Consider the following 15,072-nt stretch of genomic DNA (forward strand, 5'->3'; position numbering starts at 1 on the left):
CGTTGATTGTGTCTGCCGCCATTGCCACTCCAGGATGAACTACGATGTCCGACCATGTCGTCCCGCACTTCCACAACGATGCCGGTGTCCCCGTCATCGAGATCGGCTCGCAAGAGTTCATGTGCGTGGGCGCCAACCCTCCGTTCGACCATCCGCACGTCTTCCTCGACCTCGGCAACGACAACGAGATCATCTGCCCCTATTGCTCGACACTGTACCGTTTCGCGGCCGATCTGAAGGCGGGCGAAGCCCGTCCGCCGGAATGCGTCCTGAAGGACAAGGTGGCCTGACCGCTTCCGTCGGTCAGGCGTGGCGCTCTCCCGAACGATTGTCATCGCCGGTGCAGGAATCGGCGGGCTGACGGCCGCGCTCGCGCTCGCGGCCCGCGGTTTCCGCATCGTCGTGCTGGAAAAGGCAGAGCGGCTCGAGGAAGTCGGCGCCGGCCTGCAACTCTCCCCCAATGCCAGCCGCGTGCTGGTCGAGCTTGGCCTCAGCGAGCGCCTCAAGCCGCGTGCCGTGATCCCCGAGGCGGTCTCGATCATGAGCGCGCGGGCCGGCGGCGAACTTTTGCGCATGCCGCTGGGCGAAGCCGCCGCCGCGCGCGCCGGCGCCCCCTATTGGGTGGTGCACCGCGCCGACCTGCAAGCCGCGCTCGCGGGCGCAATCTCGGACCATCCCGATATCGACCTGAAGCTGGGCGCGACCTACGAGGACGTGGCGCCTCACGCCAAGGGGCTGACGGTCGTCCATCGCAGCGGCACGATCCGCCGCAGCGATCTCGCCAGTGCGCTGATCGGCGCCGACGGCATCTGGTCGACGGTCCGCCAGCAGCTGTTTCCCGAGGTGCAGCCGCGCTTCTCCGGGCTGATCGCCTGGCGCGGCACGCTCGATGCCACGCAACTGCCGAAGGATTACACCGCGCGCCGGGTGCAGCTCTGGATGGGCCCGAACGCCCATCTCGTCGCCTATCCGATCGCCGGCGGACGCCAGATCAACGTGGTCGCGGTGCTGCCGGGCACCTGGAGCCGGCCGGGCTGGAGCACGCCCGGCGATCCCCTCGAGGTGATGGACGCCTTCGCCGCGCCGCGCTGGCCGCCGGCCGCGCGCATGATGCTCGCCACCGTCGACAGCTGGCGGAAATGGGCGCTGTTCGGCGTGCCCGACGACTGCCCCTGGAGCAAGGGTCCGGTCGCGCTGCTCGGCGATGCCGTGCATGCGATGCTGCCGTTTGCGGCCCAGGGCGCCGGCATGGCGATCGAGGACGCCGCGGTGCTCGCGCAGCATTTGAGCCTCGAGGCCGCCGGGAGTGCCGCGGGCATCTCGGCTGCGCTGAGCCGATACGGCCGCGCGCGCCAGGCGCGCGTGCGGCGGGTGCAGCGGACCGCACGACAGCAGGGCCGCATCTATCATCTCAGCGGGCCGCTAGCGTTCGCGCGCGATGCCGCGGTCCGTGCGCTCGGCCCGGAGCGGATGCTGGCGCGGCAGGACTGGATCTACGGCTGGCGGCCCTGATGATGCGAGGCGCCGCCGGCAGGATGTCTCAGTGCCCTGCTCTGTTGGATTTCGGGGCAGGCTTGGCTAAAGGCTTGGCTACAGGCTTGGCTTCTGGCGCCGGCGCAGCGGCCGGCGTCGCCTCGGGCGGCGACTCCCGGCACCTGTTGCGACGCCAGGCATCTTCGGCCAACTGCGCCTGCCCGCGCACGGCGATGTACTCGTTGCGATAGGCGAGCTCGGACACGACAGCGCCGCCGGCGCCGGTCTGCGCCTTGTCCATCAGCTTCTGCAAGTCCGCGGTGCGGCTGGCGAGCGACTTGCGCTCGGCCTCGAGCTGCTTGCAGTCGTACAATTCGTACTTGGCGGGATCGGCAAAGGCCGGAGCGATCGTCTCGCTCATGCCGGCGCAGCCGGACAACGCGAAGCCGGCGCCAAGCAGCGCGACGGCCCCGCAGCACATGCGCAGGCGATATCGGATCAAAGCAGCCATTTGAATCAAAGCAGGCATGCCGGATGAATAGCCCCCGTGGATTGAGAATGCCTAAAGCAACAACAGGTGTCCGGATTGAGGCTTTGCCTTGTGCCGCCGGCTCGCTTAAGGAAGAACCGCCCCTCCGGCCTGCAAAGCGCCAATTCCAGATCACCGGACAAGGGCTTAAGTGTTTGATCTCGTTGGATCAAGCGGGCATGGCGGAATTGGTAGACGCAAGGGACTTAAAATCCCTCGGTGCGCAAGCGCTGTGCCGGTTCGACCCCGGCTGCCCGCACCACGAGAGCTGACGCCGCGAACCGTGCAGCAGCACGATCCGGAACATTCCCCCATGACGACCTCCCGCATTCAATCCCTCAATGCGTAGGCGATGACGTAATCACCGCGCTTGGTACCGAACGAGCCATGGCCGCCGGCAGCGGTGACGACATATTGCTTGCCGTCGGCCTCGTAGCTCATCGGCGTCGACTGGGCGCCGGCCGGCAAACGGTCCTCCCAGAGTACGTTGCCGTTGCGCACGTCGTAAGCCCGGATCGTGTACTCGTAGGTGCCGGTGTAGAATGCGACCCCGCCTGCGGTCGTGATCGGTCCACCCAGCATCGGCACACCCATCTTGAAGGGAAGAGGCAGCGGCGTGGTGTCCCTGATGGTGCCGTTGGGATGCTGCCAGACGACCTTCATCGTCCTGAGATCGATTGCGGCCATCGAGCCCCACGGCGGCCGGTAGCACGGCACGGACAACGGCGAGAGAAAGCTCGATATATCGACCCCGAACGGGGTGCCATACATCGGCTGCGTCCCAACCTCGCTGCCGACCGGCTTCTCGGCTGTCGGCGCCGGAGGGTTGAGAGGGCCGCGCGGAATGAGTCTCGAGACGAAGGGCAACGACATCGGGTTGGCGATGGCGATCTGTCTCACGGGATCGACCGCGATGCCGCCCCATTCGAACATGCCGAGATTGCCTGGGAACACCAGCGTGCCCTGCAACGACGGCGGCGTGAACGTGCCCTCGTAGCGCAGTCGATGGAACGCGATCCGGCACAACAGCTGATCGAAGATCGTGCCGCCCCACATATCGGCGCCGGTCAGTTTCGCCTCCGGGCGGAATGTCAGGTCGGAAAACGGCTGCGTCGGCGCAGTACGATCGCCGGGCGCGGCTCCTTGCGGGACCGGGCGTTCCGGCGCGGGCACGATCAGTTCGCCGTTCCTGCGGTCGAGCACGAACAGGTTGCCCACCTTGGTAGGCTGGATGATCGCGGGCACGATGCCCCTGGCCGTCAACACATCGACCAGGCTCGGTTGCGACGGAACGTCCATGTCCCAGAGGTCGTGATGCACGGTCTGATACGACCAGACGCGCTTGCCGGTGTTGATGTCCAGCGCAACGATGGAGCTGGAATAGCGCTCGACGAGCTCGTTGCGATTGCCGCCCCAGATATCGGGACCGTTGTTGCCGGTGGGGATAAAGACGAGGTTGAGCTTCGGGTCGAACGCGGCGGAGATCCACGAATTCGGCGATCCATTGGTATAGTGGCGTGTCGGCGACGGAAGCGCGTTCTCCTCCGCCGCGCCTGAGTCCCATGCCCAGACCAGCCTGCCCGTGTAAACATCGAAGCCGCGGACGACGCCCGACGGCACTTCGACCCCATAATTGTCGATGACCGCGGCGGCAACGAGCAGGATCTTGTCGCTGACAACCGGCGGCGAGGTCGGCTCGAAAAAGCCCGACGTCGTGATCCCCATCCCTTCCTGCAGGTTGAGGCTGCCGTGATCGCCGAAACTGTCGCAGAGCTTGCCGCTGTCGGCATCGAGCGCGATCATGCGCCCGTCATTGACCGGCAGGAATATCCGCCGGGGACATTCGGCGGGCGCAGCACGACCGCTGCTGTCGACGGCGCCGGCGGCCGCTTCGTGATAGGAGACCCCGCGACACGTCATATGCTGGAACGTCTTGTTGAACATGAGCTTGGGATCGTACCTCCAGCGCTCGGTACCGGTCCTTGCATCGAGCGCAAACAGGACCTGGTGCTGCGAGCAGAGATAGAGCGTATCGCGAACCTTGATCGGAGTGACCTCGAAGGTCGTCTCGCCGGAATCGTTGGGTGTTGCCACGTCGCCGGTGCGGAAGGTCCAGGCGACCTTGAGCTTGCCGACATTGTCAGGCGTGATCTGCTTCAGCGGCGAGTAGCGCTGTCCGAATTGGGTGCGTCCATACGCCCGCCAATCGCCATCCGGCTGCGGGTCGGCTTCACCTTGCTGAACCGCAGAACCGGCCTCCGCGATCGTGCCGTTGATGTCGTGATAGCTCGAGAACAGCCCGATCACGAGCACGACCGAGGCCAGCACAAGGGCGGCCCAGAGCGGCGCCGTCGCACTTCCGTAGGAGACCCGCTGGCCTTGCCCCAGCCCACGGACGATCACCGGCGTGAGAAGCCAAAGCGCCATCGGGAAGACGACGTCGCCACGCGCCGCGAGCGGCCACCAATCGAATCGCACCTCGGAGACGGCCCATACCAGCGTGCCGGCCAGGACGATGGCAAACAGGCCCAGCGCAGATCGGCGCCGCGCCATGAGCAGCGCAGCCGTGAGCAGAATGCCGGCACCGAGAATGATGTAGAAGATCGAACCGCCCAACGCGGCGAGCCAGATGCCGCCGGCCGCGAGGACCAGGCCGATCAAGGCATAGATGATACCCGTGACGAAGACCGCACTGGATCGCTGCATGATCGCTCCCGGCACGAACGAGGGACCGGACCTGTCCCGCGCACCGGCAACGGACGTCCGCTCCCGAGGACTCTCGTCCAATCAACGGTGACTAACAACCATTAGATGCCGGGTGGACAAATGACATTCGAACCGTTCGGGCAAGCCCGTCGCGCCGGCTGAGCGTCCCCCCCGTAAATGTCAGAGCTCCAACGGCGGCTTCTTCACCAATTGTTGTCCGTTCCGGCTTCGCCTGCCAGCCATCTCGAAACATGGCTTGTGCATCGCAGCATGGACGATACATAAAGCCTCTGAATTTCAGAGGTGAGCTTCTTGTCCGACGTCAATGCCGACGATTGGGTGTCCTCGGGACACCGGCCCATGGGTTTTCCAGAATTCGTCATCGTGATCGCGTCCATCATGGCGCTGAACCCGCTTGCGATGGACATGATGCTGCCGGCGCTGCCCAATATCGGGTCGGCATTCAAGATTCCCAACGCCAACCATCTTCAGCTGGTGCTGTCGACCTTCCTGATCGGCTTCGGCGCGGGCCAGTTCATCATGGGTCCATTGTCGGACCGTTTCGGCCGGCGGCCCGTGCTGCTCGGCGGCATGGCGGTCTATGCGGTCGCGAGCGTGCTCGCGGTCGCCGCCCCCTCGTTCGAGACGCTGCTGCTGGCGCGCGCACTGCAGGGCTTCGGCACCTCGGCGACGCGCGTGATCGCCACCTCGATCGTCCGCGACTGCTATGTCGGCCGCCGCATGGCCAGCGTGATGTCGCTGGCGATGATGATCTTCATCGCGGTACCCGTGATCGCGCCCTCGTTCGGGCAGGCGGTGCTGCTGGTCACGCAATGGCGCGGCATCTTCGTCGTGCTGATGCTCTACGGGCTGCTCGCGCTGGCGTGGAGCGTGCTGCGCCTGCCTGAAACTCTCCCCCCGTCTGAACGCAGGTCCCTCGCCCCCAGCGACGTGTTCGCAGCTTATTGGCAGACCGTGTCCAATCGCCAGACTATCGGCTACGCACTCGCGGCCGGCAGCGTCATGGGCGCGTTGTTTGCTTATGTCTTCTCGGCCCAGCAGGTCTTCACCGGCATCTATCACCTCGGCCATTACTTCCCGCTCGCCTTCGCCGCGATCGCGGCCGGCACCGCCATTGCCGGCTTCCTCAACGCCAGGTTTGTCGGGACCCTCGGCATGCGCGTGATCTCGCATGGCGCATTGACGCTCTACACCGCGGTGGCGGGCGTGATGCTGCTGACGGAAAGCCTCGGCGCGCTGCCGCTTCCGCTGTTCATGGTGCTCTCGGCGCTGATGATGTTCTCGTTCGGCATGATGGTCGCCAACTTCACCGCGCTTGCCATGGAGCCGCAGGGCCACATCGCCGGCACCGCGTCCTCGCTTTACGGCTCGATCACGACCTTGATCGGCATCGTCGTCGGCATGGCGATCGGGCAAAGCTTCGACGGCACATTGCTGCCGTTCTCGGTCGGCTTCTTCCTGTCGACGCTGGCTGCGCTCGCGATCGTGCTGGTGGTGGAGAAGGGACGGCTGTTCAAGCCGCATCATCGTCCCATCGCGTGAGGAACTTCGCCGCGGCCTCGATGTTGTCGTGCAGCAATTCGAGAGGCGAGCCCAATGGAACTGGAACAGCGCGAAGACCCGACTGCCTCGGATCGGGCAGCGACGCAGCGATCGCCGTCGAACACCGAGCGGGAGGCGTTCACAGTGCCTTTCGCAAGCGAAGGCCTCGAGGGCGTGCGCGACAGTCATTGTTGAGCGCGAACCTTATTCCGGCGCGCGCGCTGCGCTGAAATCATTCGCGGCGCTTTCGACCGCACATTCCTGAGCTGACGCGGAACTGACAAACGAAACGAAAGCGGCGCCGCTGATGACAGCGGCGCCGCGCAACGATCGGAACGAAGGGCGCCAGGCGCGCCCTCGCGCTACTCGGTCTTGTCGACGTTCCAGAACAGCGGCGTTGCGGGGCCGTCGAGCACGCCGGTGAGCGACTTCCGCCACGCGCTCGGTGCCTGATACTGGCCGAGCGGGATGTAGATCACCTGGTCGTAGGCTTCCTTCTGGATCTCGGTCGCGATCTTCTTCTGCTCGTCGAGCGAGGCCGCGCGGACGAAGTCGTCCTTGAGCTTCTCGATCTTGGCGTCCTCCGCCCAGCCGAACCAGCCGCCCTTCTTGCCCTGGCCGCCGATCGAGAGGTTGGAGATCGGGTTGGAGACGTCGGCGCTGACCCAGTTGGTGAAGAACATGTTCCAGCCGCCCTCCTTCGGAGGCTTCTGGCTGGCGCGGCGGCTCACCACGGTCTGCCAGTCGGTGGCCTGGAGATCGACCTTGAAGCCAGCTTCACGCAGCGCCTGCGCGGCAACGATGGGCTGGGCCTTGAGCGTGGTGACGTCGCCCGGCGCCATGATCACGACGGGCGTACCGTCATAGCCGGACTCGGCGAGCAGCTTCTTGGCCTCGGCCATGCCGTTGCCCTTGACCAGAGATTCGGAACCGACGTCGGTCGCAAACGGCGTGTCGCAGATGAAGAAGGCGCCGCAGATCTTGTAGTACTTGGGATTGCCGATCAGCGCGTCAAGCACGTCCTTCTGTTTCATTGCCAGGAGCGCGGCGCGGCGGATCTTCGGATTATCGAACGGCGGATAGAGGAAGTTCATGCGTCCAAGCGTCTGGAAGCCGAACTTGTTCAGCACCTCGACCTTGAGATCCGCATTGCCCTCGAGCACCGGAACGAGATCGAACGACGGGTTCTCGAGGAAGTCGATGTCACCCGATTGCAGCGCGTTCACCGCTGTCTGCGGGTCAGGCATGGTGAGCCATTCGACGCGGTCGACCTTCACGACCTTGCCGCCCGCGGTCCAGCTCGCCGGCTCCTTGCGCGGCACGTAGTCGGTGTTCTTGACGTAGACAGCCTTCACGCCCGGCTGGAATTCGCCCTGGACGAACTTGAACGGGCCGGAGCCGATCTGCTCGGGAATCGGCTTGTCCGGCGGCGTCTCGGCGAGCCGCTTCGGCATCATGAAGGCGACGCGCGAGGACGGCTTGCCGATCGAATCGAGGACCAGGCTGTAGGGCTCCTTGAGCTTCAGCGTGATGGTCTTGGGATCGGTCGCCTCGATGCTCGCAGTGAACTGCATCAACTGCTGGCCCATGCCATCGACGGCGGCCCAGCGCTTGAGCGAAGCGACGCAGTCTTCCGCCGTCACCGGCGCGCCGTCATGCCACTTCAGGCCGTCGCGCAGCGTGAATGTGTAGGTGAGCTTGTCGTCGGAGATTTTCCAGTCCGCCATCTGCGGCTGAATCTTGAAGTTCGAGTCGGTCGAGATCAGCGTGTCGTAGACCATGTAGCCATGGTCACGCGTGATGTAGGCGGTGGTGAAGATCGGATCGATGATGCGCAGATCCGAATGCATCACCGCGGTGATGGTCTTGCCGGCCGCGAGCACCGGCGAGGCCAGGGCGGTCGAAAGCGCGACGACCGACAGCGCAAGTTTGGAGGCGAACGCGCGAGGCCTCCGGCGCATTAACTGGAACATGGAAAGTTCTCCTGACGTGAAACTGTTCAAAGGCAGATTATTGGTTGAGCATCCGGCTCGTTCGTTGGGCGAACTAACCTCATGCAATGCCTTTATCTTTTCGAGACTTGCAGACAGCGCCGAGCGCGTCAATCCGGTTTCGCTGCAAGCCCAGGCGGCGCGCGCGCGGGCTCCACAAGGATCGGTTTGGCACTACAACACTCTCCCGCCTGTCCTGCCCGGCACCAATGCAATGCGCGTTCCATCTTCCGAAGCTCGAGAGACATTGAGATGAATCCAGCCAATCTTCCCTTCGATTCCGAAGCGATGCTCCAGGGCCTGCGCGGTTGGGTGGAATGCGAAAGCCCGACCTGGGACGCGAGTGCCGTGAACCGCATGCTCGATCTTGCCGCGCGCCAGATGGCAATCATGGGTGCGACGATCGAGCGCATCGCCGGCCGCGACGGCTTTGGCGGAGTGGTTCGCGCCCGCTTTCCGCATCCCAAGCAGGGCGAGCCGGGCATCCTGATTGCCGGACACATGGACACCGTCCATCCCACCGGCACCATCGAGAAGCTGAAATGGCGGCGCGAGGGCAACAGGTGCTACGGCCCCGGCATCTACGACATGAAAGGCGGCAATTATCTCTCGCTGGAAGCGATCCGGCAGCTGGCAAGTGCTTCGTTCACGACGCCGCTGCCGATCACCGTGCTGTTCACGCCCGACGAGGAGGTCGGCACGCCGTCGACGCGCGACATCATCGAGGCGGAGGCCGCGCGCAACAAATACGTGCTGGTGCCCGAGCCCGGCCGCGCCGACAACGGCGTCACGACTGGACGTTACGCCATCGCGCGGTTCAACCTCGAGGCGACGGGACGGCCGAGCCACGCCGGCGCAACGCTGTCGGCGGGCCGCTCGGCGATCCGCGAGATGGCGCGGCAGATCCTTGCGATCGACGCGATGACGACGGAGGACTGCACTTTCTCGGTCGGCGTTGTGCATGGCGGACAATGGGTCAATTGCGTTGCAACGACCGCTACCGGCGAAGCGCTGTCGATGGCCAAGCGGCAGGCTGATCTCGATCGCGGCGTCGAGAGGATGCTGGCTCTGTCAGGCACGACCAATGATGTCGCCTTCAAGGTGACGCGCGGCGTGACCCGGCCCGTGTGGGAGCCGGATGCGGGCACGATGGCGCTGTATGAAAAAGCACGCGGCATCGCTAAATCGCTCGGCGCCGAGCTGCCGCATGCGAGCTCGGGCGGCGGCTCGGACGGCAACTTTACCGGCGCGATGGGCATCCCGACGCTCGACGGACTCGGCGTGCGCGGCGGCAATGGCCACACGCTGGAAGAGTTCATCGAGGTCGAGAGCCTGGTCGAACGCGGCCGGCTGATGGCGGGTTTGCTGGCGACCCTGGAGTAATAGGTTGAATCAACTTCGCACTGCACAATGCGTTGGCAGTCGCGGTTGAAATTTAGCCTTGTCTATAAATAAGGCGCATCGTACTGCTCGATTGTCCACGCGACGATGCGGGAGAGATCGCAATGAAGGTTTCGGCCTTCTTTGCGGCGCCGACGGAGCAACCGCCCCGGAAACTCTCAGGCAAAAGGACTGTATCGTCAGGACGATCTGGAGAGAGACGGCACGGCCAAGATTGGTCGTTACGTCCACCGAAGGGGATAGTCCGGAGCAAGACCTCGCCTGAGGTCCGCAAAGGATCAAGCTCTCAGGTAACCGTGACAGATGGGGCGCCGCCAACGGCCTTGTGGCCGGCGGTTAGCCGACTCTAACTCACGGGAGCCCCGAACCTGCCATGACTCATATCGCCATCATCGGCGCCGGCATCACCGGCGTAACGACCGCCTATGCCCTGCTCGAACGCGGCTACAAGGTGACGGTGCTCGACAAGCACCGCTACGCCGCGATGGAGACCTCCTTCGCCAACGGCGGACAGCTCTCCGCCAGCAATGCCGAAGTGTGGAATAGCACCGCGACGATCCTCAAAGGCCTGCGCTGGATGTTTCGGCGCGACGCACCGCTGCTGATGAATCCGCGGCCGAACTGGCACAAATATTCGTGGATGAGCGAGTTCGTCGCCAACATCGGCAACTACCGCGCTAACACCATCGAGACCACGCGGCTCGCGATCGAAGCCCGCAAGCATCTGTACGAGATCGCCACGCGTGAAGGCATCGACTTCGACCTCGAACGTCGCGGCATTCTCCACATCTATCACGACAAGAAGGGTTTTGAATCCGGCCTGCGCGTCAACGCGCTGTTGCAGGAAGGCGGCCTCGATCGCCGCCCGGTCACGCCGGAAGAAATCCGCGCGATCGAGCCGACGCTGCGCAAGGAGTATTATGGCGGCTTCTACACGCCGTCGGACGCGACCGGCGATATCCACAAGTTTACCCGCGGGCTTGCCGAGGCCTGCAAGCGTCGCGGCGCGACCTTCATCCACGAAGCCAATATCGATTCCATCGCCCAGGCCGGCGGAGGCTTTGTCGTCGGCTGGGCAGATCTCTCTGCAAGCGATGCTGCCGCATCCGCACGCGGCATGCTGAACGTGGATGGGGTCGTGGTCTGCGCCGGTGTGGCGAGCCGCCACTTCGCCGCCCTCCTCGACGAGCGCGTCAACGTCTATCCGGTAAAGGGCTACTCGATCACCGTGCAGCTCGACACCGCCGAGAGCCGCAACGCGACGCCGACCGTGAGCCTGCTCGACGAGGCCGCCAAGATCGTTACCAGCCGGCTCGGCGCCGATCGCTTCCGCGTTGCCGGCACCGCCGAATTCAACGACTTCAACCGCGACATTCGCGCCGATCGCGTGCAGCCGCTGGTCGATTGGGTGCGCAGCAACTTCCCCGCCGTCGAAACGTCGCGAGTCATCCCATGGGCCGGGCTGCGCCCGATGATGCCGAACATGATGCCGGTGGTGCGCGCAGGGCGGATGCCGGGTGTGTTCTTCAACACCGGCCACGGCCATCTCGGCTGGACGCTGTCGGCAGCGACCGCGCAGATGATTGCCGGAACCATCGACGGCTGGCGCGGGCTCAACGCGCCGCCCACCATGCCCTCACTTGGGGTTGAGCGCGAGCTGCGTCATGCATCCTGAGTGGTCTCCATCAGGAGCAGGCGGCCCCTTGCGACCGCCCTGCCCTTGGCACACAATTTGCCCCGAAAGGTCGGCATCTCCGGCCGGCTTTCCCAGCCCGAATGACAGGCACGCATGATAGACACGAACGAATCCACGGGCACCTCGGCGCCCCACAAGTTCCTCAGCCGGAGATAGGTGCATGTTAGGTTACCTCATTCGCCGAATCTTCGCCGCCGTCCCCGTCATGGGCGTGGTCGCACTGTTCGTGTTTCTCCTGCTCCGCCTCACCCCCGGCGATCCCGCGGCGATTCTCGCCGGCGACAACGCGACACCGGAACGGCTGGAGCGCATCCGTACCTCGCTCGGCCTCAACGAGCCCCTGATCGTGCAGTTCATCACCTGGGTGAACAAGCTGCTGCACGGCGATCTCGGAACCTCGCTGATCTCCAACCTGCCGGTGGTGAAGATGATCGGCCAGCGTGTCGAGCCGTCGATCTCGATCGCGCTGTCGACCATCATCCTCGCCGTCATCGTCGCCGTTCCCTTAGGTGTGATCGCGGCGTGGAAGCACGGCACCTGGATCGACCGTTTCGTGATGGGTCTCTCGGTGCTCGGCTTCTCGGTCCCGGTGTTCGTGGTCGGCTACGTCCTGATCCAGGTCTTCGCCATCGACCTGCGCTGGGTGCCGGTCCAAGGTTTCAAGAGCATCAGCACGGGCTTTGGTCCGTTCTTCGAGCGCATGATCCTGCCGACCTGCGCGCTCTCCTTCATCTACATCGCGCTGATCGCGCGCATGACGCGCGCGGCGATGCTCGACGTGCTCGGCGAGGACTACGTCCGCACCGCGCGCGCCAAGGGCATCAACGAAGTTGCCGTGATGATGCGCCATGCGCTGCGCAACGCCGCCGTACCCGTGATCACAGTGATCGGCACCGGCTTTGCGCTTCTGATCTCGGGCGTCGTCGTCACCGAGAGCGTGTTCAACATCCCCGGCATCGGCCGCCTCACCGTGGATGCGGTGCTGGCGCGCGACTATCCGGTGATCCAGGCGATGATCCTGCTGACGTCGCTGATCTATGTCGTCGTCAATCTTCTGATCGACGTCGCCTACACCCTGCTCGATCCGCGGATCCGGTACTGAGGCAAGGATAAGCACAAAAATGTCGGTCGATACCCTTCCCCAGCCGTCCATACCGATCACGTCGCCGCTGCGGCCGCGCTTCGGATTCCTCACCTCGACGCCCATCATCGCCACGGCGACGGTCTTGCTCGCGCTGATCGTGCTGGTCTCGATTCTGGCGCCGCTGATCGCGCCGCACGATCCGATCCAGCTCGCGCCGTCGCAACGGCTCAAGCCATCCTCGGCGCAGTTTCTGCTCGGCACCGACGCCTATGGCCGCGACCTGTTGTCCCGTGTCATCTACGGCGGCCGCATCTCGCTGCTGATTGGCGTCGGCTCGGCGATCCTGTCGATCGTCATCGGGCTCGTGATCGGCCTCGTCTCCGGCTTCTTCAAGCTGGTCGATTCCGTCCTGATGCGGATCATGGACGGCCTGATGGCGATGCCGAGCATCCTGCTCGCGATTGCCGTGGTGTCGCTGTCCGGTGCCAGCCTCTGGACCGTGCTGATCGCGATCACGATCCCCGAAGTCCCGCGCGTGGCCCGCCTGGTGCGCTCGGTCGTGCTGTCGGCGCGCGAGGAACCCTATGTCGAAGCGGCGATCTCGGTCGGCTCGTCCCTGCCGAAGATCATGTGGCGGCATTTGATGCCGAACACGATCGCGCCTCTGATCGTGCAGGGCAGTTACGTCTGCGCGTCCGCGATCCTCACGGAGGCCATTCTCTCCTTCCTCGGCGCCGGCATCTCGCCGGAGACGCCGACCTGGGGCAACATCATGGCCGAGGGTCGCCAGTACTTCCAGCTCAAGCCGACGCTGATCTTCTGGCCGGGCCTGCTGCTCTCGATCGCCATCCTCAGCATCAATCTGATCGGCGACGCAGCCCGCGACGCACTCGATCCCCGCATGAAGCAGCGGGAGGGCAAGTGATGACCAATCAAGTGATGACCAACCCCATCCTCGACATCAACAATCTCGTCGTCTCCGTCGGCAAGAAGCCGAAGGGCGCGAACATCATCGACGGCATCTCGATCCAGGTGCACGAGCGCGAGACGTTGTGTCTCGTCGGCGAAAGCGGCTCGGGCAAGTCGGTGACCTCGCTCACCACGATGGGACTGCTGCCGAAGGGCACCCTGGTTCCCACCGGCGGCAGCATCAAGCTGGTCGGCGAAGAGTTGCTCACCGCGACCGACCGCCGCCTGCGCCAGCTTCGCGCCACGCAGATGGCGATGATCTTCCAGGAGCCGATGACGGCGCTCAATCCCGTGGTGCCCGTCGGCCGCCAGATCGACGAGGTCCTGCGCGCGCATACCGACCTCGATGCAAGAGCGCGGAAGAAGCGCATCCTCGACATGATGGACCAGGTCCGCCTGCCCGAGGTCGAGCGCATCTTCGCCTCCTACCCGCACCGTCTCTCCGGCGGCCAGCGCCAGCGCATCATGATCGCGATGGCGCTCGTGCTGGAGCCGAAGCTTCTCATCGCCGACGAGCCGACCACCGCGCTCGACGTCACCACGCAGAAGCAGATCCTGACCCTGATCCGCGACCTCCAGCGCGATCACGGCACCGCCGTGCTGTTCATCACCCACGACATGGGCGTGGTCGCCGAGATCGCCGACCGCGTCGCGGTGATGCGGCAGGGCCGCCTGGTCGAGACCGGTCCGCTGGAGACCGTGCTGCGCAATCCGACCATGGAATATACCCGTAACCTGCTCTCTGCGGTGCCGAGCCTGGTGCCGCGCGTGGCGCGGCCCGAGACCAAGGAGCCGGTCGTGCTGGAGGCCAACGAGCTCAGCAAGGTCTACAAGGAGCGCGCGTTCTTCGGCAAAGGCCGCGAGGTCGTCGCCGCCGACAAGGTCACGCTGACGCTGCGCAAGGGCCGCACGCTCGGCATCGTCGGCGAAAGCGGCTCGGGCAAGTCGACCGTGGCGCGCTGCATCGTCCGCCTGATCGACCCGACCTCCGGCGGCGTGCGCCTGGCCGGCCGCGAGATCGCGGACATCTCGCGCCGCCTGCTCCAGCCGCACCGGCAGAAGATCCAGATCGTGTTCCAGGACCCCTATCGCTCGCTCAACCCGCGCGTCACCGTCGGCGAAAGCATCGCGGAAGGCCCGATCAATTACGGCACCTCGCATGCCGACGCGATGAAGCGCGCCCGCGAGCTGCTCGAGCTCGTCGGCCTGCCCGCGGACGCCGTGGCGCGCTATCCGCACCAGTTCTCCGGCGGCCAGCGCCAGCGCATCGCGATTGCCCGCGCGCTCGCGCTCGATCCGGACGTGCTGGTCGCGGACGAAGCGGTCTCGGCGCTCGACGTCTCCGTGCAGGCACAGGTGCTGGAACTGCTCGACGAGATCCAGACGCGTCTCGGCATCGCCATCCTGTTCATCACCCACGATCTGCGTGTCGCAGCCCAGATCTGCGATGAAGTCGTGGTGATGCAGCACGGCCGCGTCGTCGAGCAGGGCCCGGCCGCCGAAGTGCTGACGCATCCGAAGGAGGCCTACACCAGGGCCCTGCTCGAGGCAGCGCCCGGCCGCAACTGGGACTTTGCGAATTTCCGGCCCGTCGCGGAAGGCGTGGCTGCGACAGCCTAGATCCATCCCTCGTCATTGCGAGCGTAGCGACGCAATCCAG

At 65.0% G+C, this 15,072-nt stretch carries 11 protein-coding genes, 1 tRNA gene and 2 riboswitches; of the genes, 9 read left to right on the top strand and 3 right to left on the bottom strand.

What is annotated here, in order from left to right; translation table 11 throughout:
• The first annotated feature begins 44 nt into the window (after positions 1–44).
• Both JQ572_RS23135 and JQ572_RS23140 read left to right on the top strand, forming a co-directional pair.
• The gene (locus tag JQ572_RS23135; protein ID WP_007602543.1) at positions 45–290 is read left to right on the top strand and encodes a zinc-finger domain-containing protein; all 246 of its coding nucleotides are present in this window, start codon (positions 45–47) and stop codon (positions 288–290) included.
• A 19-nt stretch (positions 291–309) separates the two neighbouring features.
• Positions 310–1,512: an FAD-dependent monooxygenase gene (locus tag JQ572_RS23140; RefSeq protein ID WP_211385128.1), complete on the top strand. Its 1,203-nt coding sequence runs from the start codon at positions 310–312 to the stop codon at positions 1,510–1,512.
• A 28-nt stretch (positions 1,513–1,540) separates the two neighbouring features.
• Here the strand turns inward: JQ572_RS23140 and JQ572_RS23145 are convergent, their stop codons facing one another.
• Positions 1,541–1,984: a twin-arginine translocation pathway signal gene (locus tag JQ572_RS23145; RefSeq protein ID WP_211385129.1), complete on the bottom strand. Its 444-nt coding sequence runs from the start codon at positions 1,982–1,984 to the stop codon at positions 1,541–1,543.
• Positions 1,985–2,175: 191 nt separating this feature from the next.
• Between JQ572_RS23145 and JQ572_RS23150 the strand changes: the two genes are divergently transcribed.
• Positions 2,176–2,264: transfer RNA gene (locus tag JQ572_RS23150), tRNA-Leu, on the top strand.
• A gap of 68 nt (positions 2,265–2,332) precedes the next feature.
• Here the strand turns inward: JQ572_RS23150 and JQ572_RS23155 are convergent.
• The gene (locus JQ572_RS23155; RefSeq protein WP_211385130.1) at positions 2,333–4,708 is read right to left on the bottom strand and encodes a glucose/quinate/shikimate family membrane-bound PQQ-dependent dehydrogenase; all 2,376 of its coding nucleotides are present in this window, start codon (positions 4,706–4,708) and stop codon (positions 2,333–2,335) included.
• Positions 4,709–5,020: 312 nt separating this feature from the next.
• On the opposite strand from JQ572_RS23155, the gene JQ572_RS23160 reads away from it, so the two are divergent.
• Positions 5,021–6,271, top strand: coding sequence for a multidrug effflux MFS transporter (locus JQ572_RS23160; RefSeq protein WP_211385131.1), 1,251 nt, complete (start codon positions 5,021–5,023; stop codon positions 6,269–6,271).
• 362 nt (positions 6,272–6,633) lie between these two features.
• Here the strand turns inward: JQ572_RS23160 and JQ572_RS23165 are convergent, their stop codons facing one another.
• Positions 6,634–8,244: an ABC transporter substrate-binding protein gene (locus tag JQ572_RS23165; RefSeq protein ID WP_211385132.1), complete on the bottom strand. Its 1,611-nt coding sequence runs from the start codon at positions 8,242–8,244 to the stop codon at positions 6,634–6,636.
• Between the two features lie 270 nt (positions 8,245–8,514).
• On the opposite strand from JQ572_RS23165, the gene JQ572_RS23170 reads away from it, so the two are divergent.
• The 5 genes from JQ572_RS23170 (at position 8,515) to JQ572_RS23190 (ending at position 15,032) form a co-directional block, all read left to right on the top strand.
• Positions 8,515–9,645 carry a M20/M25/M40 family metallo-hydrolase gene (locus JQ572_RS23170; protein ID WP_211385133.1) on the top strand — a complete coding sequence of 377 codons (1,131 nt, stop codon included), beginning with the start codon at positions 8,515–8,517 and terminating at the stop codon, positions 9,643–9,645.
• A gap of 98 nt (positions 9,646–9,743) precedes the next feature.
• A riboswitch (glycine riboswitch) is annotated at positions 9,744–9,847 on the top strand.
• A gap of 3 nt (positions 9,848–9,850) precedes the next feature.
• Positions 9,851–9,968: riboswitch (glycine riboswitch) on the top strand.
• Between the two features lie 68 nt (positions 9,969–10,036).
• Positions 10,037–11,338, top strand: a complete 1,302-nt coding sequence (locus JQ572_RS23175; protein ID WP_211385134.1) for a D-amino acid dehydrogenase — start codon at positions 10,037–10,039, stop codon at positions 11,336–11,338.
• 181 nt (positions 11,339–11,519) lie between these two features.
• A complete protein-coding gene (locus JQ572_RS23180; RefSeq protein WP_211385135.1) occupies positions 11,520–12,461 on the top strand; it encodes an ABC transporter permease in 942 nt (313 codons plus the stop codon).
• 19 nt (positions 12,462–12,480) lie between these two features.
• Positions 12,481–13,368, top strand: a complete 888-nt coding sequence (locus tag JQ572_RS23185; RefSeq protein ID WP_211385136.1) for an ABC transporter permease — start codon at positions 12,481–12,483, stop codon at positions 13,366–13,368.
• Between the two features lie 14 nt (positions 13,369–13,382).
• Positions 13,383–15,032, top strand: a complete 1,650-nt coding sequence (locus JQ572_RS23190) for an ABC transporter ATP-binding protein (RefSeq protein WP_211385383.1) — start codon at positions 13,383–13,385, stop codon at positions 15,030–15,032.
• Positions 15,033–15,072 lie beyond the last annotated feature (40 nt).

Origin of the sequence: Bradyrhizobium sp. SZCCT0153, from assembly GCF_018129995.1 — a bacterium.
In the GTDB taxonomy this organism is placed as follows: Bacteria; Pseudomonadota; Alphaproteobacteria; order Rhizobiales; family Xanthobacteraceae; genus Bradyrhizobium; species Bradyrhizobium japonicum_G.